The sequence below is a fragment of the Halosimplex halophilum genome (assembly GCF_004698125.1).
GTDB classification, from domain to species: Archaea; Halobacteriota; Halobacteria; order Halobacteriales; family Haloarculaceae; genus Halosimplex; species Halosimplex halophilum.
The window spans coordinates 1-24,951 of the sequence record NZ_SRHV01000006.1; the positions used below are offsets into that span (position 1 = coordinate 1).

29 protein-coding genes are annotated in these 24,951 nt (G+C 69.6%); 11 read left to right on the forward strand and 18 right to left on the reverse strand.

All coding sequences use genetic code 11. The features are described 5' to 3' along the window. The 5 genes from E3328_RS20235 to E3328_RS22255 all read right to left on the reverse strand — a co-directional run. A partial coding sequence (locus tag E3328_RS20235) for an NAD(P)/FAD-dependent oxidoreductase (protein ID WP_135366468.1) occupies positions 1-165 on the reverse strand: 165 nt, incomplete at its 3' end. After that, positions 166-525 carry a thioredoxin gene (gene trxA, locus E3328_RS20240; protein ID WP_135366469.1) on the reverse strand — a complete coding sequence of 120 codons (360 nt, stop codon included), beginning with the start codon at positions 523-525 and terminating at the stop codon, positions 166-168. It lies immediately after the preceding gene. Between the two features lie 160 nt (positions 526-685). Next, positions 686-1,090, reverse strand: a complete 405-nt coding sequence (locus E3328_RS20245) for a helix-turn-helix domain-containing protein (RefSeq protein ID WP_135366470.1) — start codon at positions 1,088-1,090, stop codon at positions 686-688. Positions 1,091-1,199: 109 nt separating this feature from the next. Beyond that, positions 1,200-2,228, reverse strand: a complete 1,029-nt coding sequence (locus E3328_RS20250) for a sulfite exporter TauE/SafE family protein (protein WP_135366471.1) — start codon at positions 2,226-2,228, stop codon at positions 1,200-1,202. 2 nt (positions 2,229-2,230) lie between these two features. Continuing rightward, positions 2,231-2,380 (reverse strand): DUF7512 family protein, encoded by a 150-nt coding sequence (locus E3328_RS22255; protein WP_167837498.1) that lies wholly within the window; start codon positions 2,378-2,380, stop codon positions 2,231-2,233. Positions 2,381-2,821: 441 nt separating this feature from the next. Here E3328_RS22255 and E3328_RS20255 point away from each other — a divergent pair, with 441 nt between their 5' ends. From E3328_RS20255 to E3328_RS20265, 3 genes are read left to right on the forward strand one after another with little or no spacing between them, the layout of a single operon-like run. Beyond that, a complete protein-coding gene (locus E3328_RS20255; RefSeq protein ID WP_135366472.1) occupies positions 2,822-3,016 on the forward strand; it encodes a DUF8131 family protein in 195 nt (64 codons plus the stop codon). Then, complete coding sequence (locus tag E3328_RS20260) at positions 3,016-3,795, forward strand: sulfite exporter TauE/SafE family protein (RefSeq protein WP_135366473.1); 780 nt, start codon at positions 3,016-3,018, stop codon at positions 3,793-3,795. Before E3328_RS20255 ends, E3328_RS20260 begins: the two co-directional genes overlap by 1 nt. Before the next feature lie 2 nt (positions 3,796-3,797). Beyond that, on the forward strand, positions 3,798-6,122 hold the full coding sequence (locus tag E3328_RS20265; RefSeq protein WP_135366474.1) for a heavy metal translocating P-type ATPase: 2,325 nt from the start codon (positions 3,798-3,800) through the stop codon (positions 6,120-6,122). Here E3328_RS20265 and E3328_RS20270 read toward each other — a convergent pair. Continuing rightward, positions 6,119-7,012 (reverse strand): sulfurtransferase, encoded by an 894-nt coding sequence (locus tag E3328_RS20270; RefSeq protein ID WP_135366475.1) that lies wholly within the window; start codon positions 7,010-7,012, stop codon positions 6,119-6,121. The two genes, E3328_RS20265 and E3328_RS20270, sit on opposite strands and share 4 nt — an antisense overlap. A 389-nt stretch (positions 7,013-7,401) precedes the next feature. Here E3328_RS20270 and E3328_RS22860 point away from each other — a divergent pair, with 389 nt between their 5' ends. The 3 genes from E3328_RS22860 to E3328_RS20285 are packed head-to-tail and all read left to right on the forward strand — an operon-like array spanning position 7,402 to position 9,880. Continuing rightward, entirely contained in the window at positions 7,402-7,572 is a 171-nt protein-coding gene (locus tag E3328_RS22860) for a cytochrome oxidase (protein WP_135366669.1), read from the forward strand. A gap of 1 nt (position 7,573) precedes the next feature. Then, positions 7,574-8,095, forward strand: a complete 522-nt coding sequence (locus E3328_RS20280) for a cupredoxin domain-containing protein (protein ID WP_135366476.1) — start codon at positions 7,574-7,576, stop codon at positions 8,093-8,095. Then, on the forward strand, positions 8,096-9,880 hold the full coding sequence (locus E3328_RS20285; RefSeq protein WP_135366477.1) for a b(o/a)3-type cytochrome-c oxidase subunit 1: 1,785 nt from the start codon (positions 8,096-8,098) through the stop codon (positions 9,878-9,880). Between the two features lie 54 nt (positions 9,881-9,934). On the opposite strand, the gene E3328_RS20290 is transcribed toward E3328_RS20285, so the two are convergent. Further along, a complete protein-coding gene (locus E3328_RS20290) occupies positions 9,935-10,651 on the reverse strand; it encodes a helix-turn-helix domain-containing protein (RefSeq protein ID WP_135366478.1) in 717 nt (238 codons plus the stop codon). A gap of 133 nt (positions 10,652-10,784) precedes the next feature. Between E3328_RS20290 and E3328_RS22780 the strand changes: the two genes are divergently transcribed. Continuing rightward, positions 10,785-10,910 (forward strand): hypothetical protein, encoded by a 126-nt coding sequence (locus E3328_RS22780; protein ID WP_281275821.1) that lies wholly within the window; start codon positions 10,785-10,787, stop codon positions 10,908-10,910. A 28-nt stretch (positions 10,911-10,938) separates the two neighbouring features. Here E3328_RS22780 and E3328_RS20295 read toward each other — a convergent pair whose 3' ends face one another. The 7 genes from E3328_RS20295 to E3328_RS20325 all read right to left on the reverse strand — a co-directional run bounded on the left by E3328_RS20295 (position 10,939) and on the right by E3328_RS20325 (position 16,347). After that, the gene (locus E3328_RS20295) at positions 10,939-11,589 is read right to left on the reverse strand and encodes a cytochrome c biogenesis protein CcdA (protein ID WP_135366479.1); all 651 of its coding nucleotides are present in this window, start codon (positions 11,587-11,589) and stop codon (positions 10,939-10,941) included. After that, a complete protein-coding gene (locus tag E3328_RS20300; RefSeq protein ID WP_135366480.1) occupies positions 11,586-12,113 on the reverse strand; it encodes a TlpA family protein disulfide reductase in 528 nt (175 codons plus the stop codon). Before E3328_RS20300 ends, E3328_RS20295 begins: the two co-directional genes overlap by 4 nt. Further along, positions 12,110-12,769, reverse strand: a complete 660-nt coding sequence (locus E3328_RS20305; RefSeq protein WP_135366481.1) for an SCO family protein — start codon at positions 12,767-12,769, stop codon at positions 12,110-12,112. The genes E3328_RS20300 and E3328_RS20305 overlap by 4 nt, the downstream gene beginning before the upstream one ends. A gap of 178 nt (positions 12,770-12,947) precedes the next feature. Further along, positions 12,948-14,123, reverse strand: coding sequence for an inorganic phosphate transporter (locus tag E3328_RS20310; protein WP_135366482.1), 1,176 nt, complete (start codon positions 14,121-14,123; stop codon positions 12,948-12,950). A 9-nt stretch (positions 14,124-14,132) separates the two neighbouring features. Continuing rightward, the gene (locus E3328_RS20315) at positions 14,133-14,591 is read right to left on the reverse strand and encodes a YeeE/YedE family protein (RefSeq protein ID WP_135366483.1); all 459 of its coding nucleotides are present in this window, start codon (positions 14,589-14,591) and stop codon (positions 14,133-14,135) included. Beyond that, positions 14,588-15,145 carry a YeeE/YedE family protein gene (locus tag E3328_RS20320; RefSeq protein WP_135366484.1) on the reverse strand — a complete coding sequence of 186 codons (558 nt, stop codon included), beginning with the start codon at positions 15,143-15,145 and terminating at the stop codon, positions 14,588-14,590. The genes E3328_RS20315 and E3328_RS20320 overlap by 4 nt, the downstream gene beginning before the upstream one ends. 8 nt (positions 15,146-15,153) lie before the next feature. Beyond that, a complete protein-coding gene (locus E3328_RS20325; protein WP_135366485.1) occupies positions 15,154-16,347 on the reverse strand; it encodes an MBL fold metallo-hydrolase in 1,194 nt (397 codons plus the stop codon). 249 nt (positions 16,348-16,596) lie between these two features. Between E3328_RS20325 and E3328_RS20330 the strand changes: the two genes are divergently transcribed. The 3 genes from E3328_RS20330 (at position 16,597) to E3328_RS20340 (ending at position 18,220) form a co-directional block, all read left to right on the forward strand. Continuing rightward, positions 16,597-16,842 (forward strand): sulfurtransferase TusA family protein, encoded by a 246-nt coding sequence (locus tag E3328_RS20330; protein WP_135366486.1) that lies wholly within the window; start codon positions 16,597-16,599, stop codon positions 16,840-16,842. Positions 16,843-16,844: 2 nt separating this feature from the next. After that, positions 16,845-17,441 carry a DsrE/DsrF/DrsH-like family protein gene (locus E3328_RS20335; protein WP_135366487.1) on the forward strand — a complete coding sequence of 199 codons (597 nt, stop codon included), beginning with the start codon at positions 16,845-16,847 and terminating at the stop codon, positions 17,439-17,441. A 281-nt stretch (positions 17,442-17,722) separates the two neighbouring features. Continuing rightward, entirely contained in the window at positions 17,723-18,220 is a 498-nt protein-coding gene (locus E3328_RS20340; protein WP_135366488.1) for a CinA family protein, read from the forward strand. A 171-nt stretch (positions 18,221-18,391) separates the two neighbouring features. On the opposite strand, the gene E3328_RS20345 is transcribed toward E3328_RS20340, so the two are convergent. The 3 genes from E3328_RS20345 to E3328_RS20355 are packed head-to-tail and all read right to left on the reverse strand — an operon-like array spanning position 18,392 to position 21,929. Next, positions 18,392-19,660, reverse strand: coding sequence for an ABC transporter ATP-binding protein (locus E3328_RS20345; RefSeq protein ID WP_135366489.1), 1,269 nt, complete (start codon positions 19,658-19,660; stop codon positions 18,392-18,394). Further along, positions 19,653-20,717, reverse strand: a complete 1,065-nt coding sequence (locus E3328_RS20350; protein WP_135366490.1) for an ABC transporter ATP-binding protein — start codon at positions 20,715-20,717, stop codon at positions 19,653-19,655. Before E3328_RS20350 ends, E3328_RS20345 begins: the two co-directional genes overlap by 8 nt. Next, positions 20,718-21,929, reverse strand: coding sequence for an ABC transporter permease (locus E3328_RS20355; protein ID WP_135366491.1), 1,212 nt, complete (start codon positions 21,927-21,929; stop codon positions 20,718-20,720). 168 nt (positions 21,930-22,097) lie between these two features. Here E3328_RS20355 and E3328_RS20360 point away from each other — a divergent pair, with 168 nt between their 5' ends. Next, positions 22,098-23,042, forward strand: coding sequence for an ABC transporter permease (locus tag E3328_RS20360; protein ID WP_167837499.1), 945 nt, complete (start codon positions 22,098-22,100; stop codon positions 23,040-23,042). Positions 23,043-23,091: 49 nt separating this feature from the next. Here the strand turns inward: E3328_RS20360 and E3328_RS20365 are convergent, their stop codons facing one another. Next, positions 23,092-23,442 (reverse strand): TRAM domain-containing protein, encoded by a 351-nt coding sequence (locus tag E3328_RS20365; RefSeq protein WP_135366493.1) that lies wholly within the window; start codon positions 23,440-23,442, stop codon positions 23,092-23,094. Positions 23,443-24,951: the final 1,509 nt, after the last annotated feature.

Consider the following 24,951-nt stretch of genomic DNA (forward strand, 5'->3'; position numbering starts at 1 on the left):
GAACCCGAGGTAGTTCTCGACATCGGTCGTCAGCGTCAGCTGGCCGCCGGGCTCGTCGCCCTCTAGCACGAGCGGGTCGAGGTCGGCCCGGGCGGCGTAGACGGCCGCCGAGAGGCCGGCGACCCCGGACCCGGCGATGACGAGGTCCCGTCTCTCCTCGGTCATTTACTCGGTGTACCTCCCGACCAGGGAGCGCAACTGCTCCTCGCCCTGCAACCCGACGACCTCCTCGACCTGCTCGCCGTCGGCGAACAGGACGAGCGTCGGCACGCCCCGGACGCCGTAGGACTGAGCGAGTTGCTGGTTGGCGTCGACGTCGACCTTGGCGACGGTCGCGTCGGTCTCCGCGGCCAGCGTCTCGACGACCGGCTCGAGCATCTGGCAGGGGCCACACCAGTCGGCGTAGAAGTCCACGAGGACGACCCCGTTTTCAGCAACGACTTCGTCGAGATGAGCTTCGCCATCAACGTGGAGCGGTTCGTTCGTAGACCCGGTGCCGGCATCGGTCGCAGTATCGGTTGCCATCACCATACTGTACGTACCAGTACCAATTAAGAGTTTTGGATGATGCTTACAATACTAACCAATACAAACTGAAACCAGGATTCCGAGAGGGGTACGAACGGCCGGCGCAGATCAGCTCATCGGTGAGCGGACCGGGGATCCACGCAGAGAAACAGCAGCGTTAGCTTTCAGCGGGCGGAGCCGAGGGTTCGGACTGTTCGTACTTGTTTTCGAACTCCTGGATGAGCTGGCCCATCTTCGCGTACCAGTCGTTGAGTAGCCGCTGCATGTCGTCGGCGATCTGTGACGGGTCCGCCGGCGAGTAGACGTGGTAGTAGCCGCCCTGGTCGTAGTTGACCTGGTCTTTCTCGATGAATCCGGCCTGGAGCAGGCGCTGGACGCCCCGGTACGCGGTCGAGCGTTCGCGGTCGACGGCCTCGGCGATCTCGTCGACGGTCAGCGGTTCTTCGGCCTCGACGAGCGCCTGGAAACACTCCTTGTCGAGTTCCTTGAGCCCGTGGAAACACTCCAGCAGCCCCTCGCACTCCATGTCCCGGCGGAGTTGTTCTGACATCGAATCTGGCATCGTTTTCAGGTCGACGTAGGCACCACGCCGTTAAAAGATTTGTGTACGGATCGCACAAATGCACGCACGAGTCGTCGGAAACCGGGGCGTGGAGTCGGGAACGCGGTCGTCAGTCCGCCGCGCTGGCCGCGGGCGGCCCTTCCGCGCGGAGCGCCCGGATCGAGCTCACGACGACCGCACCGGCGACGAGCGTCGCGGCACCGAGAATGATGACCAGCGAAACGGTCTGCAGCTCTGGGATATCCATGAAATTCCCGACTTTGCGAACTGCGACGGCGAGCGCGCCCAGCAGCAGCATGACGCCGAAGTAGACCTTGATCTCGTCCTCGTCGACGAGACTCGTCGCGGCCGCGCCGAGTCGTGCGCCGAGCGCGCTCCCGGCGAGCAGCGGGACGACGATCGAGAGGTTCACCGCGCCGTCCATCGCGTAGAGGAAGCTTCCGATCCCGCCGGAGAACACGATCTCGAAGAGGTCGGTACCGACCGCGACCGGCACCGGCACGCCGATGAGGTAGAACAGCGCGGGCATCCGGATGAACCCGCCGCCGACGCCGAGGAACCCCGAGAGGAGGCCCGTCGCGAACGCGACCGCGAGGATCATCCACAGCGAGACGGTGATGCCGCCCCTGAGACTTATCATCGGGGGCACCCGGTAGGACTGAATCTTCTCCGCAATATCGGGGATGTCCTCCGCATCAGCATCGGCGTCCGCATCGTGGCTGACGCCGCCGCCACCGTCGCCCTTCGTAGCTTGGTACGTGATGAACGCGCCGATGCCACCCAGGAGGCCGACGTAGATGACGCTCACGACGGTGTCGGCGAGCCCCATCGCCTGGAGCGCGTGGAGGCCGAGTTTCCCGACCTCGATGCCGGCCGTGGTGCCGGCGATCATGAGCACGCCGAGTTTGTAGTCGACCTGTCCGAGGTCGCGGTGTTTGAGCGTCGCGATGACCGAGGTCGCGAACACGAACGCGAGCCCCGAGGCGACGGCGACGTCGGTCTCGTAGCCCATCACCATCAGCGCGGGCGTGACGAGGAACGACCCCCCCATCCCGAAGAAGCCGAACAGCAGCCCGATGAGGACGCCGAACCCCGCGAACAGCGCGAGAAGCGAGGCGGCGACTCCGAACAGCTCCATCGTCATTTACCACTCACCGCGTCGACGATCGCCGGTCCGAAGACCCGTTCCAGGAGCCCGTAACCGACGTACAGGACGATCGCCTCGACCAGAACGACACCGACGACGAGCACGGCGCCGTCGATGCCGCTGGCGTTCTCAAGCCCGAACATCCGTCAGCACCTCAACTGGTATTGTGTAGTTCATGGGTTTCTGCTCAAACCCGCCTAATCCATTACATCACTTAACGGTTTTGGGACTATAGTACAATTCTATTTAGAGCAGTGCGCCGTACGTTATAGCAAACACACGGGGAGCGGGCTGTATTCGAAGTCGACAGACTTCCGGAAACAGGGGGATACTCCCACAGAGAGAGTCGCATCATCCGAACGGCTCCCGGAGAGACAGTGGGGACCCCTTCCACGATTGGATTCGTGTGGTCCTTGGGTCCGGACTGTGCCCACGACCGAGAACTTCTCAACTCGCCGCAGCGCACGGGTGGGTTGCGGGCCGGGCCGGGGTCGAACTGGGCCGGTCGGCGGGCAGCTCCCGGTTCCGGGAAGTTGTCCTGTGACAACCCGTATTTTAATCAGCTGAGGAGGACAGCGTGATTCATGGACGCTATTCCGCTATCGTGGCTGCCGCTGGTCGGGCTCCTCGCGGTCCCGTCGGCGCTGGCGTTCGCACTCGGGCTCGAGCCGGTCGCTGCCCTGGCGATTCTCAACACGGTCCTCATCGTGGTCGCCGTGCGGATCATGTTCGGGTCGACGGACGAGCGGTACCTCCCGGCTCGTCTGACCGGCGAGTGATGGCGCCGCTCCAGGCCGCCGTACCGGTCGGCGGCGCGGAGGCGGGACTCGCCGTCTTCGCGCTCGTCGGCCTGCTCGGTGGCGCCCACTGTCTGGGGATGTGCGGGCCGCTGGTGACGCTGTACGCCGACCGACTGGGCGGCGAGGGGCCGGTCGGCTTCTCCGAGATCCGCCAGCACCTGCTGTTCAACCTCGGCCGGACGGTCAGTTACGCGCTCGTCGGGGCTGTGATGGGCGCGCTGGGTACCGTACTGTACGACGCCGCGGGGGTCGCGGCCGTCGCCGACGACGTGCGCGCGGTCGCCGGCGTGCTGGTGGGCGGGTTCATCGTGCTGACAGGCGCCCGGTACGCGCTCACCGGGTCGACCGCCGGCGCCCTCGGGGGCGGCTGGACTCCCTCGGCCTTCGAGCGGGTCAGCAGCGTGCTGCTGGCCCGCGTCGACCGCTGGGTCCGCGGCCCGCGCATCGCGGCGCTGGGCGCCGTCCACGGGCTCCTCCCCTGTCCGCTGCTGTATCCCGCGTTCCTCTACGCCTTCGCCGCCGGGTCGCCGGTCTACGGCGCGCTCTCGCTCGCGACGCTGGGACTGGCGACCGTCCCGGCGGTGTTCGCCTACGGCGTCGCGTTCCAGTCAGTCTCGCCGCGGGTCCAGGGACCGCTCCATCGCGCGCTCGGCGTCGCCTTTCTCCTCATGGGCTACCTCCCGCTCGCCCACGGGCTGATGCTACTGGGTATCCACCTGCCCCACCCGCCGCTGCCCGCCTACCAGCCGCTGGGGTGACGATGGCCGAGTGTACCCTCTGCGGGCTCCCGACGCCCGACTCGCCCCACGCCGACGACGACGTGGACGGCGCCTTCTGCTGTCGCGGCTGTCTGGAGGTCGCGCGCACGCTCGACGAGGCGCCGGCCGAGGCCGACCCCGACGCGATCGACGGCGGCCCCGCGGTCGAGGAGGTCGACGGCGAGCGGGCCTACCTCGACGTGTCCGGGATGCACTGCGCCACCTGCGAGTCGTTCCTCGAAGCCACAGCGACCGACGCGGCCGGCGTGCGAGCGGCCGAGGCGAGTTACACCTCCGGGATGATGCGCGTCGTCTACGACGACGACCTGACGGACGAGGCGGGCGTCGCCGACAGCGTCTCCGACTACGGGTACGAGGCGGCGCCGACCGGGCACGACGCCGGCGACGACGACCAGGGGACAGTCGGGCGCCTGCTGGTCGGCGGCTTCTTCGGGATGATGGTCATGGCGTGGTACGTCCTCTTCCTCTACCCCGTCTACCTCGGCGTCGCGCCCGACTCCCTGCTGGTCGACCTCGACGGACCGGCCGGCGGGTTCCTCTTCGCGAACGTCTGGGCCATGGCGACGGTGGTCGTCGGCTACACCGGCTACCCGCTGCTCCGCGGCGCCGCGGTGAGCCTGCGGGTCCGCGAGCCGAACATGGACCTGCTGGTCGCCGTCGCCGCGGTCACCGCCTACGCATACAGCACGCTCGCGATGGTGCTGGGTCACACGGATCTCTACTTCGACGTGGCCGTCGTCGTCGTGCTGGCGGTGACGGTCGGCGACTACTACCGCGACCGGGTCCGCCGGCGTGCGACCGGCCGGCTCTCGGAGGCAGCCGAAGAACGGGCCGACACGGCGCGACGCCGGACCGCCGGCGGGACCGAATCCGTGTCGACCGACGCGGCGGCGGGCGGCGACGAACTCGTCGTCCGCGAGGGCGAACGCGTCCCCGTCGACGGCACCGTCGTCGAGGGAACCGCAGCCGTCGACGAGTCGCTGGTCACCGGCGAGTCGCTGCCCGTCTCGAAGGAACCCGGCGACGAGGTGGTCGGCGGCGGCACCGTCACTGACGGCGGGCTCGTGGTCCGCGCCGACGCGGACCCGACGAGCACAGCCGACCGCCTCGTCGAGACGCTGTGGGCCGTCCAGAGCGGCTCGGCCGGCGCCCAGCGGCTCGTCGACCGGATCGCCGCCGCGTTCGTCCCCCTGGTCTTCGTCCTCGCGGTCGGGACGACCGCCGTCCACCTCCTGCTCGGGGACGGGCCGACGGCCGCCCTGCTGACCGGGCTGACCGTCCTCGTCGTCTCCTGCCCGTGCGCGCTCGGGCTGGCGACGCCGATGGCCGTCGCGGCCGGCATCCGCGACGCGCTCGCGGCGGGCGTCGTCATCACCGACAGCTCGGCGCTGGAGACCGCCCCCGAGGTCGAGACGGTCGCCTTCGACAAGACGGGGACCCTGACCACCGGGTCGATGACCGTCCGCGAGGTGGTCGGCCACGAAGACACGCTCGCGCTCGCGGCGGCCGTCGAGCAGTTCGCGACTCACCCGGTCGCCGAGGCCGTCGTCGCGGCCGGGACGCTCCCGGACGACGCCGTCACCGACTTCGAGACCCACCCCGGACAGGGCGTCGAGGCGACCGTCGGCGACCGGCGCGTCCTCGTCGGGGACGCCGGGCTGTTCGACGAGCGCGGCTGGCCCGTGCCCGACGGGGTCGCGACCACCTACGAGGACGCGCCGGCCGACGCCGTCCCGAGTTACGTCGGCTGGGACGGCCGCGTCCACGGGGCGGTCGTGGTCGGCGACGAAGTGCGCGACGACTGGGCGGCGGTGGTCGACAACCTGACCGCCGACCGGCGCGTAGTCGTGATCACCGGCGACGACCGGTCGGCGGCGAGCCGGTTCGAGTCCCACCCGGGCGTCGAAGAGGTGTTCGCCGGCGTCCCGCCGGAGGCGAAGGCCGCGGTCGTCGACCGCCTCGCGGCGGAGGGGCCGGTCGCGATGGTCGGCGACGGGAGCAACGACGCGCCGGCACTGGCCGCCGCCGACCTCGGGATCGCGATGGAACGCGGGACGCGCCTCGCTGTCGACGCCGCCGACGTGGTCGTCACCCGCGACTCGCTGGGCCCGCTGCCCGACGTCTTCGCGACGACCGAAGGGACCCGCCGACGCGTCCGCGAGAACCTCGGCTGGGCGTTCCTGTACAACGCGGTCGCGCTCCCGCTGGCCGTCGCCGGCGTCCTCAATCCCCTCTTCGCCGCCGTCGCGATGGCGACCAGCAGCCTGCTGGTCGTCCTCAACTCGACGCGCCCGGTCGGCGACTAGCCGCCACGGTCGTCCGACCCGGGTCCGCCGGTCTCGATTGGAGCGCCGACAAGACTGCCCCATTCGGTCCACGAGCCGTCGTAGTTCCGGACCGACGGGTAGCCGAGCAGCTCCGAGAGGACGAACCACGTCAGCGACGAGCGCTCGCCGATGCGGCAGTAGACGACGACGCTCCGGTCGGGGGTGACGCCGCGGTCGCGGTAGAGCGCGGCGAGGTCGGCTCGCGGCTTGAACCGGCCGTCCGCGTCGACGTTCGCCGACCAGACGACGTTGACCGCACCGGGGACGTGGCCGCCGCGCTGGGCGAACTCGTCCATCCCGGGCGGCGCGACGACGGTCCCGTCGAACTCCTCGGGCAGCCGCACGTCGACCAGCGCAGTCCGGTCGTCGATCGCTCGCCGCACGTCGTCGCGGTACGCGCGGACGTGCTCGAAGGGACCGGCCGGCTCGTACCTGCGGGGCGTGAACGACGGCACCTCCGTCGTCGTCGGTCGGCCCGATTCGACCCAGTGTTCGCGCCCGCCGTCGAGCAGGTACGCGTCCTGGTGGCCGTAGTAGCGCAACAGCCAGTAGAAGTGCGCGGCGAACCAGTTGGCGTTGTCGCCGTACGCGACCACCGTCGTCTCCTCGGTGATGCCGTGCGCGCCGAGCAGGTCCGCGAACGCGCGTGCCGACGGCACGTCCCGCCGCCGGTCGTGTCGCAGGTCCGACCGCCAGTCGAGCCCGACCGCTCCCGGGAGGTGCCCCTCGTCGTAGAACGCGGTGTTCAGGTCCACCTCGACGAGTCGCAACGATGGGTCGTCCGACCGGGCCTCGGGCAGCCGCTCGGCGACCCACTCCGGGGGGACGAGCGCGTCTGACCGCTCGGATAGCAGCGTGTTGCCGGTCATGGGTGTTCGGCGACCGCAGGCCGTTCCGCGCCGGCGGCCGCGAGGTGTCACTCACCGACGGAACTACCGGGAATAAGTACCAGCTTGTCCCGCGACAACCCTCGCGGGGGGCGCTCGCCGGTTGTCCTGCGACAAACCAGATTACAACCGACTGCACCCGAACGACACCCAATATGCAGGGTCTTGAAGCCAGTTTCGTGCTCGCGACCGGGTCGGGGAGCGGGTCGCTCCTGGCCGCGACGGTCGTGAGCGGGCTCGTCACCGTGCTCGCGGCGGGCGCCGTGTACTTCTACGGGTGGCGAACGCCGCCGGAACCGGCGTTCGAAGGGGTACGACGCGAAGAGAGCGCGGATCCGGCCGCCACGGTCGTCGCCAATCGCGGCGGCCCGATGTACGAGTCGGAGGTGCCCGAGGCCGAGACGGAGTCGGTGGACCACGACGCGTTCGACCCGGTCGGGGCGGCGGCGCTGCTGGCCGTCTACTTTCTCGTGGTCACGCTGACGTGGCTGTTCATGTACTTCGTCGAGTTCCTGGGGAACGGCCCGACGGTGGTGGGCTGAGATGCACGTCCACAGGTTCGAGCGGATCTGGCTCGTCGCCGCGCTCGGGATGATCGTCCTGTTCGTCGGGACGGTCACGTACGGCGCCGTCGTCGCCGGGTACGGCATGGTCGACGCCGAGGGCGGACAGGTCGACGCGACGGACCCGACGGACGGCGAGAACTTCCGCGAGCCGGGGGTCTACAACGGGAGCGAGCCCGGGCACTACGACGTGTACGTCGAGACGCGCCGGTTCGCGTTCGTCCCCGGGACGGCCGAGCCCATCCGCGTCCCCGCCGGCAGCACCGTGACGTTCCACGTCGTCAGCGTCGACGTGCTCCACGGCTTCGAGGTCGCCGGCACGAACATCAACACGATGGCGATCCCCGGCCAGAAGGCCGTCGTCACCGCCGAGTTCGACGAGGCCCGCGAGTACGGCATCGTCTGTAACGAGTACTGCGGCGAGGGCCACCACACGATGGCGGGGTCGCTCGAAGTGGTCCCGCCCGGCGAGTTCAACGCGACCGCGGAGGTGAGCGCGTAGATGGCCCACGCACACGACGAGCGGGCGACCGGGACCGCCGAGGGGCGCGAACTGGCCGCCGGCGAGCGCCTCGCGTTCGTCGACCAGTACCCTGCGGCCGCCCGTGTCACCCGTCTCTGTTTCGGCGTCTCGTTCACCGCACTGCTGATCGGGGCGGTACTGGGCATCGTCCAGGCGCTTCACCGGACGAACGTCTTCCGCGGCGTCATCAGTTCGAGCGACTACTACTCCGTGCTGACCGGCCACGGCGTCCTGCTCGCGCTGTTTTTCACGATATTCTTCCTCTCGGGGGCGTTCACCTGGGGGACGAGCCGCAGCCTCGGCCGGGACCTCCCGAACCCGCGGTTCTCGCTGGCCTGGTTCGGTCTCCAGCTCGGCGGCGCCGCCGCCGTCGCGGCGGCCATCTTCGGCGGCTTCGTCGGGCAGATCCCCTTCGAGGCTGACGTGCTCTACACCTTCTACGCGCCGCTGCAGGCCCATCCGCTGTTCTACGCCGGCCTCGCGGCGTGGCTGGTCGGCACCTGGCTCGCCGGCGCCGACTGGATCCGCTCGTATCTGCGCTGGCGGAGCGACAACCGCGGCGAGCGCGTGCCGCTGCAGACGTTCATGGTCCTGACGACGATGCTGATGTGGTACATCTCGACGGTCGGCGTCGCCGTCGAGGTGCTCGTCTTCCTGCTGCCGCTGTCGATGGGGCTCATCGAGAGCGTCGACCCGCTGTTGACCCGGACGCTGTTCTGGTACTTCGGCCACCCGGTCGTCTACTTCTGGCTGATGCCCGCGTACTTCGCGTGGTACACTATCCTGCCGAAACTCGCCGGCGGCCGGCTGTTCAGCGACCCGCTGGCCAGGGTCGTCTTCGTCCTCTTCCTGATCCTCTCGACGCCCGTGGGCTTCCACCACCAGTACGCCGACCCCGGGGTCGCGGAGGGCTTCAAGTTCGTCGCGATGACGAACACGATGTTCCTCCTGTTGCCGAGCTTCCTCACCGCTTTCACCGTCGTCGCCAGCATGGAGTACGGCGCCCGCCGGCGCGGCGGGAGCGGCTACTTCGGGTGGATGAAGGCGCTGCCGTGGGCCAACCCCGCCTTCGCCGGCATGGCGCTGGCCGGGCTGATGTTCGCGGCCGGCGGGTTCTCCGGCATCGTCAACGCCGGAATGAACATCAACTCGCTGGTCCACAACACCCTCTGGGTGCCGGGCCACTTCCACCTCACCGTCGGCACGGCCAGCGCGCTGACGATGATGGCGCTCAGCTACTGGCTGTACCCGCAGGTCACCGGCAAGCGCCTCCAGCTCTACGGGGTCGCGCAGGTCCAGCCGTACGTCTGGTTCATCGGGATGGCGCTGATGTCCAACGCGATGCACCGGGCCGGCCTGGCGGGCGTCCCCCGGCGGACCGCCGAACCCCAGTACGACCAGGTCTCCTTCGAGGCGGCGCTCGGGTCGATCCCGGAGATGCGCCTCCAGATCGCCGTCGGCGGGGCGCTGCTGACGCTGGGCGCGGCGCTGTTCGCCGCGGTGATGCTGGCGACGTGGTTCGCCGACCGCGGCCGCGGGCGCCTCCGCGTCGACAGCCACCTCCCGGAACCGATCTCCGGCCCCGAGGACGCCCCGCGGGTGCTCGACAACTTCAGGCTGTGGGCGGCCATCGCCGTCGTCCTCGTCGCCATCGCCTACGGCTTCCCGATATTCTCGATGGTCGCCGACGGGCCGTTCGACCCCGCCGCGCCGCCCGTCCCGGTCGGCGTCGTCGACGCGGCGCTCGGGGTCTTCCTCGGCTGAGGAGTGCGGTTTCGTCGACTCCGTCATTCCGTGACTCCCCCGCGACGACCGGCCTCAGGTCGCCGAGAGGAACCCCGCGACGAGTTCCGCCTCGGCGCGCCTGAGCCGGTAGGAGACGGTCGAGCGCGGACAGTCGAGTTCGGCCGCGAGGTCGTCGAGCGTCGTCTCCCGCGGCGTCTCGTAGTACCCCTTCTCCGCGGCCAGTTCGAGCACCTGCCGCTGCTCGGGCCGCAGCGACAGCGAGGCGAACGGGTTCGACGGCGGCTCGGTCGCGTCCTCCAAGTGCTCGAACCGGAAGGAGATCCCCCCTCTGAGCGTCCCCCCGAGGGTGTCGTAGAGCATCCCGACCTTCTCGTCGCTCTCCGCGAGGACCCGCCAGCGCGCCTCGGACTCGCGGCGGGTCACCTCCGCGAAGACGCCGCCCTCGAGGTATCGGCTGGCGATCAGCGAGACGGCGTCGCAGCGAGTGGCCTCTGAGACGCGGGTGTACACGACGGCCCGCCGCGCCGAGGCCGCGAGCACGTCGCTGTATCGCCGCCCCGCGCAGCCGCGGTCGCTGACCGACAGCAGGTCCCGCTCCTCGTCGGCGATCAGCGCCGCCGCCCGCTCGACCGTCTCCGGCGGTCCCGTGACCGTGTCGAGCCGCCGGACCTCCGACTCGGAGACCGGACAGACCAGCGCCGTCGAGCGCGCGTCCGGCGCGCCCGCGAGCGTGTCCATCAGCGGGTCGACCCCCGTCTCGTACGTCAGCGTGAAGACGAACTCCCGCATCTACCCCGAAGTTGTTCGGCCAGTAGCCAGTCAGTTTCGGTCGCGCTGTCGCGCCCCGCTCGTACCGCGATCTGTCTCCGCCGTTGTCGTGTGCCAACGGTGGGTTGAGGGGACCGCCACGACTACTGATCGTATGAGCGATACGCCCGCAGCCGACCGATCGATGCCGTGGTTCCTGAAAGCGATCATCCTCGTCGCGGTCCTCGTCGTACTGTTCATCGTCGCCGTGGACCTGTTGACGTTCGCGCAGTCGTTCTGAGCGCGAGCGCATCGGTCCGCTCGACCGGTCAGACCACGTCCAGCACGGCGACCGACAGCGCGACCTGTCCGAGGCCGGCGGCGATCATGACGACGGCCGCAACGCGTTCGAAGGCGCCCCCGTAGCGACCGAGCGACCGCCAGGCGTCCACACCCGCGCTCGCCAGCAGGGTCACGCCGACCAGCGGTGCCGTCGCTGCGCCTGCATACGCCGCCAGTACCGCCGTCGCCCCCGCCGGGGGGAGGGTCAGCGCCTGCGCGACGACGCCGAGGAAGACCGGGACCACGCAGCCGGCCGCCGCGAGCGCGTACGCGCCGCCGAAGAGACCGAACCCGACCACCGAGTCGGGCCGGTTCGGGAGCGGGACCGTCGCCGCCCCGCGGCCGGACAGCGCCGCCGCGCCGAACGCGACCAGCGCGAGGCCCACGAGCGGCTCGAACGCAGGCAGGAGCGACGTGAGCCGGCGTCCGAGCGCGTAGACGGCCCCCGCGACCAGCGCGAACGCACCGAGCGAGCCGAGTGCGGCCGCGGCGGCCGCCGCTCCCGGTGCATCGTCGCCGCCGCGTTCGAGGAAGTACCCGACGTAGCCGGGGACGAGCGGGAACGCGCAGGGCGCGAAGAACGTCGCGACGCCGGCACCGGCCGCGAACCCCACCGCGCCGCCGAGCGCGCCCGTCATCCCTCCAGCACCGCCTCGAACGCCGACCGCAGGCGCTCGCCGGACGCGACGCCCGAGTGTCGCCACCGAACCACGCCCTCGGCGTCCGTCAGCACCAGGTACGGGAGGCCGTCGGCGCCGATCGCCGACATGACGGCGCTCTCGGGGTCGACTCCGACCGCCCAGTCGCCGTCGCGGCGCGCCCACCAGTCGGCGATGTCCGCCCGCGAGAGGCCGCTGCCGACGCGCTCGTTCGTCACCGAGACGAAGTCGAGGCGGCCCTCGTACTCCGGATACAGCGCCGTCAGCGTCTCCATCTGTCGGTCGCAGGGACCGCACCACGTCGCGAAGCAGTCCACGAGTGTCGGTCGGTCCGGGCGAGGGACTCGCAGTCGCCCGGCGTCGGATCCGGGCGCGTCGATCCCCTCGACGCGGACCGGCAGCCCGTCGCCGTCGTTGAACGGGCCGGCGCCGCCCAGCGCGAACGCGCTGCCACCGGTGAGTCCGACGCCCGCGATGGTCGCGACCGCCGTTCGCCGGTTCATGCCTCGCGGACCGCCGCCAGGTCGTCGATCAGTTCGTCCGGATCGGGCGATTTCGTCCGGTAGGCGCGTTCGACGTAGCCGTCGGCGTTGACCAGTATCGTCATCGCCGTGTGCGTGAACATGTAGCCGTCCGTCTCCGGCGGCTCGGTCCGCTGGAACGCGACGCCGAACGCGTCCGCGACGACCGCCTCCGCCCGCTCGGCGGAGGCCGGCCGGAGGAACTGCCAGTTTGCCGCCCCGAGCGCGACGTTTCGTTCGTCGGCGTACGCGCGGAGGCGGTCGGCGTCGTCGCGAGCGGGGTCGAACGTCACCGGGTAGAACCGCACCGCGCCGCCGTACCCCTCGTTCAGCGCGTGCGTCTGGACGTTCCGGAGCGTCCCGACCAGTACCGGACAGACTGTCCTGCAGTGGCTGTAGAAGAACGTCAACAGTGCGGGGCGCTCGACCGCCCGGAGGTCGACAGTCCCGTCAGCGCGGACGGCCGGGAGGGACACGTCCGGCACCCGTTCGCCCCACGCGGGGTACGGCAGGTCGGCACTCTCGAACTCCCGGTCCGGTTCGGACAGGACCACGTCGGGATTCCCGTCACCGGCTGCACAGCCCGCGACTCCCGCCGCTGCCGTCGACAGCCCGGCGAGATAGGTGCGTCGCCTCATAGAACAGTGAGAGGGGGCTGATAACAATGAATAGAATGTTGTAGCACTCCAACGACAGCACAATATCGGGCAGATCGTGACCCGGACTCCCGGTCCGTATCGACGAACGAAAGTCCCTCCACCTGGGGTGGAGCCCGTCATCTCAGGCCGAGCCGGCGTCGAGCCCGCCGGGCGGCGTCTACAACACTGCGACGCCGGCGGCATACGCGAGCGCGAACGAGAGGCCGAACGACCCTGCCCACGCTCCCACCGTCAGGATGATTTTTCGGGCATCCACAGCCTCCCGACCGCCGACTGCCGCGCCGCTCCCGATGATGGCGCTGACGACGATCTCGTTGAACGAGACCGGGACGCCGAGCAGGACTGCCAGCTGCGCGATCAGGAACGAGGGGACGAGCGCCGAGATGGAGCGGCGCGGCCCGAGCGACGAGTAGTCCTGGGCGAGCGACTTTATCATCCGGGGCGCACCCGTCCACGAGCCGACAAGCATCCCGAGCCCGCCGCCGACGAGCACGGCGAACGTCGAGACCATCCCGACCTCGTCGAGGAGCGGGAGCAGCGGTCCGACGGCGAGTCCGACCTGACTCCCCCCAGCGGAGAACGCCACGAGCGACCCGAGCGCCAGCAGCACGCGCCGCAAGCCACCGGGTTCGTCGCGACTGACATCCCACCAGACGACCGCCGCGACCGCTAGCGCTGCGAGGCCGGTAATACTGACTGCCGAGGCAAGCCCGTCGACTGCGAGCACCTGCTGTCCGATACTGCGGAGTGTTCCTGACGTGCCTCCCTCACCCAGGAAGCTGAACTGGACGTTCACGAGGACCGCCCCGACGAGGCCGGCGAGGACGGGAATACTGTACCGTTCGGGGACATCGGGGCGCGGAAGGAGACTCGCGATGGTGAACGCGATGCCGCCGCCGACGAACGGCGTCAATACCCAGACGGCGGCGATCTGCTGGTACTTCGACCAGACCGGCGTGCCGCCGAGGGCGAGGCCGACGCCGATGACGGCGCCGGTCACGGTGAACGCCGTCGCGATCGGATAGCCGGTCGTGATGCCGACCGCCATCAGCCCCGCGCCCAGCACGAGCACGAGGATGACGCCGGCGATCGGCAGGCTGATGCCGCCGACGAGGCCGCTCCCGACGGCTTCCGAGACGTTGCCGCCCTGTGTGACGGCGCCGGCGAACCCGAAGATGCCGACGAGCAGCGCGGCCCGCATCGTCGCGATGGCGTTCGCGCCGACGGCGGGAGCGAAGGGGGTCGCGCCGCTCGACCCGGCGCCGATCACCCACGCCATGAACAGGCTGGCGAGCGCTGCACCGGCGAAGAGGACGACGAGAGCGGGGTCCATTGAAGCGGGTCAGTCCGCGCCCGTGGGGGCGGTATCTCGCGCGTGGTTCCGACTCCGCCAGTAGCCCTGGGCGTACGCGCCGAGGAACATCCCGGCGAGCGCCCAGAGGATCGTGACGTTGCCGACGCCGAGGCTCGCGTACGCCGCGCCCGGGCAGATGCCCGAGAGGCCCCAGCCGACGCCGAAGACGGCGCCGCCGACCAGGACGTTCCGGTCGAAGGGCTTCAGGCGGCGCTCGTAGGGGTCGCCCGTGAGGGGTGCCGCGTCCCGAATACGGGGCAACAGGGCGAACGCGATCCCGGAGACGATGGCGGCCCCGAACATCACGAACGGGAGGCCCAGATCCTCGAACTGGAGGAAGTTCAGCACCACCTCCGGGCGCGCCATGTGGCTGAACCCGAGCCCGAACCCGAACACGATGCCGCCGACGAAGACTAGCGGCTTGAACAGCGGGTGCCGGTCGCTCATGGGCTCACCCCCAGCGCGGCGACGACCTGTGCCGTCCCGATGGCGACGGTCAGGAACGTCAGGACGCCGGCCAGCGACGTCTTCGACGCCGAACCGACGCCGCAGACGCCGTGGCCGGACGTACAGCCCTTGCCGATCCGGGTTCCGATGCCGACCAGGATACCGCCGACGAACAGCCGCCACGGCTGGACGTCGGTCTGCCAGAGCGTCACGCCGGCGACCTCGTAGAGCTGGCCGGTCGTTCCGGGCTCGTACAGCGAACTCGTGACCAGGCCGGACTGAACCGTCGCCGCGAACGCTAGCCCGCCCAGCACGATGCCGGCCGTGAACACGAGCCGCCAGTCCCGCGAGGCGACGTACTGCTGGAACCGCGACTGGTCGGAGACGTACGACAGCGTCGACTCCAGGAACGTGCTCGCCCCGGCCGGGATACCCGTCCCGACGTAGATCAGGACGGTCCCGAGGCCGACGAGCAGGCCGCCGACGGCGTAGCGACTGATCCCGTTCGGGAACAGGTCGGCGGCCGCCTGGAGCAGTACTGGGTCAGTGACCATCGGCGTCGTCAGTCACCCGCGAGCGAGTCCTGACTGGCGGCGCAGTTGTTCGGCCCGAGCTCCAGCGTGAACGCCTCGTCGTCGTCGACGGCGTTCTGCCCGAGGTTCGTCGCGATGATGTCCTCGTAGTTGGCCGGCCGCGGCGGCATGTCCGAGAGGATCAGCTCGACGAAGTCGTCCTCGTCCATCGTGAGTGCGTCCATCTCATCGACGAGCTCGCCGATGGGCGCGGTGTAGGTACCGTCCGCAGCGGGCTCGGCGGCGTCGCTGAAGTGCGCGCCACCGACGAGCGTGTCGTCGGGCAGCGGTAGGACGCGGTCCTGCAGCGACTCGTAGAGCATGCGCGCGGCGTCCGGCGCGCCCTCGTCGCCCTCTTCGAGGTCGGGGCGGGCGACGCTCTCGACGAAGAGTCCGTCGCCGGTCGCGAGCAGACTGTCGTCGACGAGGTACGAGGTCATTCCGGTCGTGTGGCCGGGCGTGTACACCGCCTCGACGGTCGCGTCTCCGACCTCGAAGGTGTCGCCGTCCGCGGCCGTGGTCAGCTCGTCAGCGTACGTCACGCCGCGGTCGACCGCGGCCTCGGGAACGACGCCCTCGACGCCCTCGTCGTCGAGGTCGCGCACGCCCGAGATGTGGTCGGCGTGGATGTGCGTGTCGAGCGCGTACTGCAGGTCGACGCCGAGGTCGTCGGTGTCGGCGAGATAGCGGTCGGTGAACGCCCGCAGCGGGTCGATGATTGCGGCTTCGCCGTCGTCGTAGAGCAGATAGCCGAGACAGCCCGAGGAGGGGCGCTGGTACTGGACGAGCGTCCCCGCGCCGTCGTAGTTCTCGACCTTGACGGCCTCGTAGATGCGCGCCCAGCCGTTCATGCCGTCTTCGAGGTGGTTCACGTCGTAGCCGCGCTCGGCGAGCGTCCCCGCGACGAACTCGCTGGCGCCGCCCTTCGCGCACAGGACGGTTACCTCGCGGTCGTCGGGGATCCGGTCGAGCACGTCCTCGTCGATGTCGTCCTCGAGGAACTGGAAGTACGGGACGTTGATCGACGTGACGTTCTCGCCGTCGATGCGCCACTCCTCGTAGTCCGAGTTCATTCGCGCGTCGAGCAGTGTCACGTCCTCGCCCGCGTCGATGCGCTCTTTTAGCGTCTCCGGGGCGACCGTCTCCACGTCGGCGTCCGGAGTTGGGAAGTCTTCCGCGTTCATGTCGTGCACCCCCGTCTATCGGATGGACGTACTAAAGGGTTTGCATAGTATTCCATCTTATGCACAATATAGTATCCCCCTGCGACTCTGTCTGGAGCGGTGTATACGACTACATACCCGATACTGAGGGAAATTACGATTTCGCCACTGACCAGTAGTTGGCGTCAGTCACAAGAACCAGCAATCTTTTAACTACGGAGTCAATATTGTGCGTTAGCTCCAAGACAAATCAACGGAGCGGACACAACAATGAGTGCAGAATACGACATCGCGGAGACGCTCGACGTGAAAGGCGCATCGTGCCCGATGCCGGTCGTCAAGACCAAATCGGCCATCGACGACCTCGCCGCCGACGAGGTTCTGGAGGTACTCGCGACCGACTCGGGCAGCATGAGCGACATCGACGGCTGGGCCGACGGCACGGACGGCGTGGAACTGCTCGCACAGGAGGAGAGCGGTGACGTGTACAAACACTACGTGCGCAAGACGGAGTGAAAATGAGCACGGACACCTCAGACACGACAGCCGAGGACGCCCCCGACGCGGCCGAGGGTGACGCCCCCTCCCGCGCGGAGCTGGCCGCACGCGTCGCCGAGCTGGAGGAGTCGCTCGCCGAGTCGGAGGACGACGACGACCCGAAGAAGATGTCGATCATTGCGACGAAAGGGACGCTGGACATGGCCTACCCGCCGCTGATCCTCGCCAGCACCGCGGCCGCGTTCGGCTACGACGTGACGGTCTTCCACACGTTCTGGGGCCTGGATATCCTCCACGAGGAGCGCTCGAAGGACCTCAAGCTGAGCTCCGTCGGCAACCCCAACATGCCCGTGCCCAACGCGGTCGCCGCCCTGCCCGGGATGGATCGGGTGACGACGAAGCTGATGGAGAAGAAGATCGACGACAACGACACCGCAACCATCGAAGAGCTCGTCGAGACGAGCCTGGACATGGGCGTGGAGTTCCAGGCCTGTCAGATGACCATCGACCTGATGGACTACGACGAGGACGACTTCTACGACGGCGTCACCGCGGGCGTCGGCGCCGCCACCGCCCTCCAGGACATGGCCGACGCCGACATCCAGCTCCTCGTCTGATCCCCGTCGTCCGGGTCATCGCGGCTACCGCAGGGTCCAGCGATGTGAGCGGCCGAGCGCGGAGTAGTACTCGGAAGCCCGGTTCGGCCCGCACTGCTCACGGGCTGATCTTATGTAACAATCGGAGGCGTGCTCCGGGCTAGTGTTACATAAGACCCGCGCCGGGACGGTCAAGTCGTCTGGAGGGGATCCGGCATCCGAGTCGTGGGATCGGCCCTCGGCCCGCACGCGGGGATCGGAGCGGGGAGAGTGTTTTCCCGCCCGGCGTCGTACTCGCTCGCATGAACGACGACGCACCCGCCGCGCGGATCGGCGACATACTGGGCGAGCGCGGAGAGACGCTGGCCGTCGCCGAGTCCTGTACCGGGGGACTGCTCGGGTCGACGATCACGGGCGTCGCCGGGTCGAGCGACTACTTCGTCGGCGGCGTCGTCGCCTACACGGAGCGGACAAAGCGCCAGTTGCTCGCGGTCTCCCGGGAGAGCCTGGAGCGCCACGGCGCGGTGAGCGAGACGGTCGCCAGCGCGATGGCGCGGCACATCCGCGACGAGACCGGCGCCGACTGGGGCGTCTCCACGACCGGCTACGCGGGCCCGGGCGGCGGCGACGCCGACACCCCGGTCGGCACCGTCTACATCGGCATCGCGTACGCCGGCGGCGACGGCCGTGACCCCTACGCGACCGTCGAACACCACCGCTTCGAGGGCGAGCGCGCGACGGTCAAAGAGCGCATCGTCGAGCAGGCACTGCGGTCTGCGCTGGGAGAGATAGTGGAGTGAGCGACCGTTCGATAGATCCGACTGGAATCCGAGCACAGAACGACTGGCTTCGTGGTACTTACCTCGTTTCGAGAGCTCAAACACTGTCCGACGAGGCGGACGGACGTGTGAAAGGACGGCTCCCGTTCTGACGGCGCCTCGACCCGCGGCGGGGGCCACACGAACAGTCGATCACTCGGTCGTCGGTGGTGCCGACTCGGCCGACTCGCCGTTCCGTAGACACGCCGCAGGGTGATCCGCGCGCTCGTCCCCGCCCCCGTCTCCGTCGGTCGGTTCGAGCGCGGGGTCCTCGCGCTCGCAGACGCTCTCGAAGGCGTCGAGCCGGTCGGCCGCCTCGTCGGTCCGACCGGCCGCGGCCGCGTCGACCGCATCGTCGAGGAGCCGCTCGGCCTCGCCGTCGGAGAGCGGGTCCGGGACGCCGAACGCCTCGCGGACGGCCTCGGGGTCGTCGAACTCGTCGGCGCCCACGTCACCGCGCTCGACGGCGAGCCGGAGGTCGAGCACCCCCCGGAACTCGCCGTCCCGGAACTCGAACCCCTCGGGGGGTATCACGCGGTGACACCGCGGGTGGAACGAGCAGCCGGCGGGCGGGTTCGACGGGTCGGGCACGTCGCCGGTCAGCTCGACGGCCGCGTCGCGGGCGTCCGGGTCCGGCTCGGGGATGGCCGACAGCAGCGCCTCGGTGTAGGGGTGGCGCGGGTCGGCGAACAGCGCCTCGGCCGACCCGCGCTCGACGACCTCGCCGAGGTACATGACGCAGACGCGGTCGCAGACCTGGCGGACGACCCCCAGGTCGTGGCTGATGAGCACCATCGCGAGGCCCAGGTCGTCCTGCAGGTCCGAGAGGAGCGAGAGGATCTCCGCCTGGACGCTCACGTCCAGCGCGGAGACGGGCTCGTCGACGACCAGCAGGTCGGGGTCGAGCACGAGCGCCCGGGCGAGGGCGATCCGCTGTTTCTGCCCGCCGGAGAACTCGTGGGGGTAGCGGTCGGCGTCGGCCGCCGTCAGTCCGACGCGTTCGAGCGTGTCGGCGACGATCTCCCGGCGACGGTCGGCGTCGCGCAGACCGTGGATCGCCAGCGGCTCGGCGACCGACTCGCCGACGGTGAGCCGCGGGTCGAACGCCGAGTTTGGGTCCTGGAAGACGACCTGGGCGCGCCGGCGGAAGCGGTCGCGGTCGTCGCCCGCGAGGTCGGCGACCGGCCGGCCGTCGAAGCGCACCTCGCCGCCCGTCGGCTCCTCAAGGCCCAGCAGCGTCGTCGCGGTCGTGGACTTGCCGCAGCCCGACTCCCCGACGAGCCCGACCGTCTCCCCCGCGCGCACCTCGAAGCTCACGCCGTCGACGGCCTCGACGTGGCCGGTCACCCGCCGGAGCAGCCCCGACCGGACCGGGTAGTGCTTCTCGAGGTCCCGGACTTCGAGGAGCGGCGCGTCAGTCATCGCTCACCCCCAGCTCCGGGGGGAGCGCGTGGTCCTCGCCGTAGAGCAGACAGGCGACCCCGTGGTCGGTCGCACCCGCATCGGTGTCCCCCTCCGGACCTCCCTGCCCTCCGCTGTCGGTGTCGGCACGGCCCCCGTCGACGGCCCGGAACGCGGGCTGGTTGCCCCCGATACAGTCGTCGACCGCGTGCGGACAGCGCGGGTGGAACCGGCAGCCGTCGGGCGGGTCGGTCGGCTCCGGGATCGACCCGCCGATGGTCTCCAGCGCCGCGCCGCGCCCCGGGAGACAGGCCAGCAGCGCCCGCGTGTACGGATGGGCCGGGTCGTCGAACAGGTCGTGGACGCCGGCCGTCTCCATCACCTTCCCGGCGTACGTGACGACGACGCGGTCGGCGATCTCCGCGACGACGCCCAGGTCGTGGGTGACGAACAGAAGCGCCATCCCGCGCTCGGCCTGCAGGTCCGCGAGGAGGTTCAATACCTGGCGCTGGATGGTCACGTCCAGCGCCGTCGTCGGCTCGTCGGCGATCAGCAGGTCGGGGTCGGCCGCCAGGGCCATCGCGACGACGACCCGCTGTTTCATCCCGCCGGAGAACTGGTGGGGGTAGTCGTCGAACCGCGCCGCGGCCTCGCCGATCCCGACGCGGTCGAGCAGCGCGACGGCCTCCTCGCGGGCGGCCGCCTTCGACACGTCGCGGTGGATGCGGATCGCCTCGACGACCTGCTCCCCCACGGTGTAGACGGGGTCCAGGGCGTCCTGGGGGTTCTGGAAGACGTGGCCGATGCGCCCGCCGCGGTAGGATTCGAGCTCCGAGACCGAGCAGTCGGTGAGGTCGGTCCCGTCGAAGCGGATCTCCCCGTCGACGGCGGCGGAGTCGGGGAGCAACCGGGTGATCGACTCGCAGGCGACGGTCTTGCCCGACCCGGACTCGCCGACGAGACACACCGTCTCGCCCTCGCCCACGTCGAAGTCGACGCCGTCGACCGCGCGGACGACGCCCTCGTCGGTGTCGAAGCGGACCCGCAGGTCGCGGACGTCGAGGAGCGGGTCGGCCATCTACCGCACCTCCTCCCGGGGATCGAGCACGTCCCGGACCGTGTCGCCGAAGACGTTGAACGAGACGACCAGCCCGACCAGCAGGAGGACGGCGGGGACCGAGGTCCACCACTGGACGTGCCAGGGCATGTGCCGGCCCTGCAGGCTGACCCGGAGCAGTTCGCCGAACGAGGCCGGCCGCGTCGAGTTGAGCGCGAGGTACGCGAGGCCGACCTGCGCGAGCACGAGCAGGGGGATCCGCCGCGTGAGCGCGGTGACGATGGTGGCCGTCGAGTTCGGGACGACGTGGCGGCGGACCACGTGCAGGTCGCTCGCGCCGGCCGCCCTCGCGGCGCGGACGTACCCCTCGCTCCGCCGCTGCATCGCCTCGCCGCGGACCAGCCGGGCGATCCCGCCCCAGTCGAGCAGCCCGAACACGAGCACGAACGCGAACGCGCCGCCGTCGGAGATGCCCTCGACGTTGCCGAAAAACAGCGTCGCGAGGACGATGTAGACGACGATCGCCGGGATCGTCTGCTGGACGTCGACGTAGCGCATCACCAGGTCGTCGACCCACCCGCCGTAGTAGCCGGCGACCGTCCCCACCGTCGTCGCAACGGCGGCCATCACCACCGCGGTTGCGACGCCGACCTTGACCGCGACGTGCATCCCGCCGATGAGTCCCTCGACGACGTTCTCGCCGATGCGGTTCGTCCCGAGCGGGTACTGCCAGGTGCCCCGACAGACGCCGTCGACGACCGGGCCGACGCAGGAGTAGCCGTCGGTGGCGCCCATGTTTACACCGGCGAACACCGGCGGCTGGAGCCGCGCGTCGAGCTTCGCGTAGGTGAACTGGAACAGTTCCGGCCCGAGCACGCCGAGCAGGGCGAACAGGACGAGGTACCCGAGCGCGAGGACGCCCGCGGGCCGGGCGAGGAACGCCCGGACGTGCCGGGCGGTCCGGTCGCGGTCGGCCACCAGCGGGACGAGGACGTACCGGGCGAGGACGACCAGCGCGGCGACGACCAGCCAGCCCGACCGGTTCACGTCCCACCCGACCAACGGGATCGTCTTCTCGGGTTCGACCACCAGGTCGTAGGCGAGCAGGCCGACAACCGCCAGCAACGCGAGCGCGAACCCGGTCGTCCTCGCGGACGGCCGCCGCCGGCCGGGCGCCGTCGCGTCCCAGTCGACCCGCGCGAACTCCGGGGGATCGGAATCGCTGGAGGGCATGCCCACTCATGGCACACCCGGCCAAATCAAATTTTATACCGTGTGATGACAAAACACGGCACGACAGATGGCCCCGCTACCGTCCGCACGCAACGGTCCCTCCTGCCCCGGTTTCGCCGCGAATCGGCCCGTCCCCCCGGTGTTCCCCTCGGAGGAGGGACGGGTCCGATGAGCTACGCACGGTATCTCCTCCGGCGCGCCGCCTTCGCCGTCCTGTCCGCGTATCTGGTCGTGACGATCACCTTCTTCGTCATCGCGAGTACGGTCAGGCTGCGGCTGCAACAGCGCCTCGCGCTCGCGTCGTGGGGAGGGGCGACCGAGGAGGAACTCGAATCGATCCGGGAGGGGTTCGTCGCCGCGCGGGACCTCGACACGCCGATGCACGAGCGCTACGTCGGCTGGCTGGTCGACGTGACCACCCTCGACTGGGGGTATTCGTTCGCCTACGGCCGCCCGGTGATCGCGGTCCTCGACGGCCGCGTCCAGGCGACGCTCGGCTACGTCCTCCCGGGCGTCGCCGTCGCGGTCCTGGCGGGCGTGCTGCTGGGGCTGTTCGCCGCGCTCGCGAAGGACGGCGCCTTCGACTGGTCGGTCCGCCTGGTCGCCTACGCGCTGTTCGGCGTCCCGGTGTTCATGTTCGTGATCTACCTCCGGTACCTCTCCGGCGAGGGGATCATCCCCGTCGGCCTCGGCCGCTGGGCGCTCGCGACGACCGCCGTCGCGGCGAGCCTGCTGGCCGGACAGGTCAGGTTCGCTCGCGCGTCCGCGCTCGAACAGACCGGTCGGGCGTTCGTGAAGATGCTCCGCGCGAAAGGCGCCGACCGCCTCCGCCTGGCGCGTCACGTCCTCCGGAACGCGGCGATCCCGATCGTCTCGCTGTCGATGACGGAGCTGCTGGCCGTCCTCGTGTTGAACATCTACATCATCGAGGCGGTCGTCGGGATCCCCGGCCTCGCCGAGGCGAGCCTGCGCGCCATCCGCGAGAGCGACACCGCCCTGGTCATCTGGACGACGCTGGTCGTCGTCTTCATCGGGATCACCGGCAACTTCCTCCAGGACGTGCTCTACGGCTCGCTCGACCCCCGGGTCCGGACCGAGACCGAGCGCCAGTGAAGACGGGGTCGACACCGACCGAACCGGACGACCCGTCGGGAAACGGGCCTCAGCCGCGCTCGACGAACACCGCGTCGGCCGACGTGTGTCCCCTGTTGAACGACACCACCTTCGCGCGGATGGGGTCGCCGACGGAAACCCCGGAGGGAACGTCCTCGACGAACAGGACGAACCCCTCGACTTTGCCGACCGCGACCGTCCCGCCCGAGTGGTGGTCCGAGAACTCGGTCACCCCGACCGTGTATGACTCACCGATCTCGACGGGTGGCTCCCGCTCCTGTGCCGCCTCGTGGGCCCGCTCGGACGCTCGACTCTCCGACGACCGACGACGCCGAACCGCGATCGCGGCGAGCGACACCACCACGAGGCCCGTCCCGGCGGCGATCCAGACGTACTCCATGCCCGGCCCTCTCCGCGGACCGGCATGAAATCTGTGGTGTCGCGAACGGAGCGACGGGACACCTCCTCGAACCGGGGCTCCGACGATCGTTCCGGGAACTATATATCAGATTTCTGTCCTTCGAAATGAAGGGAAACGCATCGTTTGTTCCGGCCGACGATCCGATCGGTTCGTCGGCGAGCGATCGACCCGTGTTCGGGCTGTAAGGACGAGAATGTCCGGGTCTGACCAGCTGCGGCCGATACAGTCGGTTCACACGCGATCACTCGACCCGAACCCTCCGATCGGCACTCTCCCCGTCGATTTGCGGTTTTCTTCCCTCGATAGCTGCCGATCTAGGTCACCACGCCGGATAGATGTCTGTCGGTATCTGAATATAGTATCAGACAGGGATCGGATACGCGACAGTCACGACCGGGTGATCCTCCGAGAGCCGTTCCCTGCCCGGCATCGCCCCCCTTACAGTCGTATCTCTGTAATTTACGGTCGTCTCTCCGCGATCCGGGCGACCGGTCGCTCGGGTACCGGCGGATCGCTCGGGGAGTTCGCGCGAAGGAGAAGGGGCGAATGCGACGGGGACGAACGCTCGACGACAGTGGGTAACCGGAGTCTCGGAGCGAGTAATCGGACCGTGTGCTCCGCTGTTGCGAGTAACGGTGACTTTCCCCGTCGGGAGCGAAAGAACGGTATCGCCGGTTTATCACGACCCGCCTCGTAGGATGGACCGCGACGCAGGCGACGCGCCCCAGCGAGACACACCATGAGTTTACACGAAATCTCGGGCGGACGGGATTCGAATCGCGAACGCAACGATTTCCCTCGGGACAGCCCGGAGGCGAGCGGTCAGAGCGACCGCGCCGCCGCTCCGGAAGCGGCCAGCCACCGGTCGCCATCGAGCGGTGGACCCGACGGATCGACCGGAGCCGACACCGGGGAGTCTACCGTCAGCGCCGGCGAACGAGCGACTCCCGACGCGGCCGACGAGCGGGAGCCCGGACCGGCGACCGCCGAGGGACGCTCCGCCGACGCGGGCCCGACGGAACCCGTCGCGTACGTCCATCCGCTCGAGGAGTACGAGCGTTCGAAACCGGACGGCGCCCGGGAGAGCATCGGAATGCAGTCCCAGATGGGACGGTCTTCGACCGACCGTTCGTCGGCTCCTTCCTCGGGACTCCCCTCGGAGATCGCCCGGTTGCAGTCCTCCCGCGCCGACGAGGCGCAAGATTCCGACGGTTACGATCCGGCGTGTGCACAGGCCTCCTGGTTTCTCGCGATCCGCCAGCGAACGGACGTGCGTGTGCTCAGGGCTGACTCCGGCGACGAGTAGGAAGGACCCGACGCGCAGGGATCACGGCCCGTCGAACACCTGACCGGTCACCCGACATCGACTCTTAGCTCGACAGCCGTCCGTGCAGTTGTCGGCCCCCGGGGGGAATCGCCAGACCGCTCCGGAGGACCGACGCCAACTTCACGGACACCGTGTTTCCGGTGAACCGAGGGTGAGGATAG

Excerpts from the sequence above, each read along its gene's own strand:
- trxA (WP_135366469.1), bottom strand. The coding sequence starts at position 525 with ATGGCAACCGATACTGCGACCGATGCCGGCACCGGGTCTACGAACGAA.
- E3328_RS20245 (WP_135366470.1), bottom strand. The coding sequence starts at position 1,090 with ATGCCAGATTCGATGTCAGAACAACTCCGCCGGGACATGGAGTGCGAG.
- E3328_RS20250 (WP_135366471.1), bottom strand. The coding sequence starts at position 2,228 with ATGGAGCTGTTCGGAGTCGCCGCCTCGCTTCTCGCGCTGTTCGCGGGG.
- E3328_RS22255 (WP_167837498.1), bottom strand. The coding sequence starts at position 2,380 with ATGTTCGGGCTTGAGAACGCCAGCGGCATCGACGGCGCCGTGCTCGTC.
- E3328_RS20255 (WP_135366472.1), top strand. The coding sequence starts at position 2,822 with ATGGACGCTATTCCGCTATCGTGGCTGCCGCTGGTCGGGCTCCTCGCG.
- E3328_RS20260 (WP_135366473.1), top strand. The coding sequence starts at position 3,016 with ATGGCGCCGCTCCAGGCCGCCGTACCGGTCGGCGGCGCGGAGGCGGGA.
- E3328_RS20265 (WP_135366474.1), top strand. The coding sequence starts at position 3,798 with ATGGCCGAGTGTACCCTCTGCGGGCTCCCGACGCCCGACTCGCCCCAC.
- E3328_RS20270 (WP_135366475.1), bottom strand. The coding sequence starts at position 7,012 with ATGACCGGCAACACGCTGCTATCCGAGCGGTCAGACGCGCTCGTCCCC.
- E3328_RS22860 (WP_135366669.1), top strand. The coding sequence starts at position 7,402 with ATGTACGAGTCGGAGGTGCCCGAGGCCGAGACGGAGTCGGTGGACCAC.
- E3328_RS20280 (WP_135366476.1), top strand. The coding sequence starts at position 7,574 with ATGCACGTCCACAGGTTCGAGCGGATCTGGCTCGTCGCCGCGCTCGGG.
- E3328_RS20285 (WP_135366477.1), top strand. The coding sequence starts at position 8,096 with ATGGCCCACGCACACGACGAGCGGGCGACCGGGACCGCCGAGGGGCGC.
- E3328_RS20290 (WP_135366478.1), bottom strand. The coding sequence starts at position 10,651 with ATGCGGGAGTTCGTCTTCACGCTGACGTACGAGACGGGGGTCGACCCG.
- E3328_RS22780 (WP_281275821.1), top strand. The coding sequence starts at position 10,785 with ATGAGCGATACGCCCGCAGCCGACCGATCGATGCCGTGGTTCCTGAAA.
- E3328_RS20295 (WP_135366479.1), bottom strand. The coding sequence starts at position 11,589 with ATGACGGGCGCGCTCGGCGGCGCGGTGGGGTTCGCGGCCGGTGCCGGC.
- E3328_RS20300 (WP_135366480.1), bottom strand. The coding sequence starts at position 12,113 with ATGAACCGGCGAACGGCGGTCGCGACCATCGCGGGCGTCGGACTCACC.
- E3328_RS20305 (WP_135366481.1), bottom strand. The coding sequence starts at position 12,769 with ATGAGGCGACGCACCTATCTCGCCGGGCTGTCGACGGCAGCGGCGGGA.
- E3328_RS20310 (WP_135366482.1), bottom strand. The coding sequence starts at position 14,123 with ATGGACCCCGCTCTCGTCGTCCTCTTCGCCGGTGCAGCGCTCGCCAGC.
- E3328_RS20315 (WP_135366483.1), bottom strand. The coding sequence starts at position 14,591 with ATGAGCGACCGGCACCCGCTGTTCAAGCCGCTAGTCTTCGTCGGCGGC.
- E3328_RS20320 (WP_135366484.1), bottom strand. The coding sequence starts at position 15,145 with ATGGTCACTGACCCAGTACTGCTCCAGGCGGCCGCCGACCTGTTCCCG.
- E3328_RS20325 (WP_135366485.1), bottom strand. The coding sequence starts at position 16,347 with ATGAACGCGGAAGACTTCCCAACTCCGGACGCCGACGTGGAGACGGTC.
- E3328_RS20330 (WP_135366486.1), top strand. The coding sequence starts at position 16,597 with ATGAGTGCAGAATACGACATCGCGGAGACGCTCGACGTGAAAGGCGCA.
- E3328_RS20335 (WP_135366487.1), top strand. The coding sequence starts at position 16,845 with ATGAGCACGGACACCTCAGACACGACAGCCGAGGACGCCCCCGACGCG.
- E3328_RS20340 (WP_135366488.1), top strand. The coding sequence starts at position 17,723 with ATGAACGACGACGCACCCGCCGCGCGGATCGGCGACATACTGGGCGAG.
- E3328_RS20345 (WP_135366489.1), bottom strand. The coding sequence starts at position 19,660 with ATGACTGACGCGCCGCTCCTCGAAGTCCGGGACCTCGAGAAGCACTAC.
- E3328_RS20350 (WP_135366490.1), bottom strand. The coding sequence starts at position 20,717 with ATGGCCGACCCGCTCCTCGACGTCCGCGACCTGCGGGTCCGCTTCGAC.
- E3328_RS20355 (WP_135366491.1), bottom strand. The coding sequence starts at position 21,929 with ATGCCCTCCAGCGATTCCGATCCCCCGGAGTTCGCGCGGGTCGACTGG.
- E3328_RS20360 (WP_167837499.1), top strand. The coding sequence starts at position 22,098 with ATGAGCTACGCACGGTATCTCCTCCGGCGCGCCGCCTTCGCCGTCCTG.
- E3328_RS20365 (WP_135366493.1), bottom strand. The coding sequence starts at position 23,442 with ATGGAGTACGTCTGGATCGCCGCCGGGACGGGCCTCGTGGTGGTGTCG.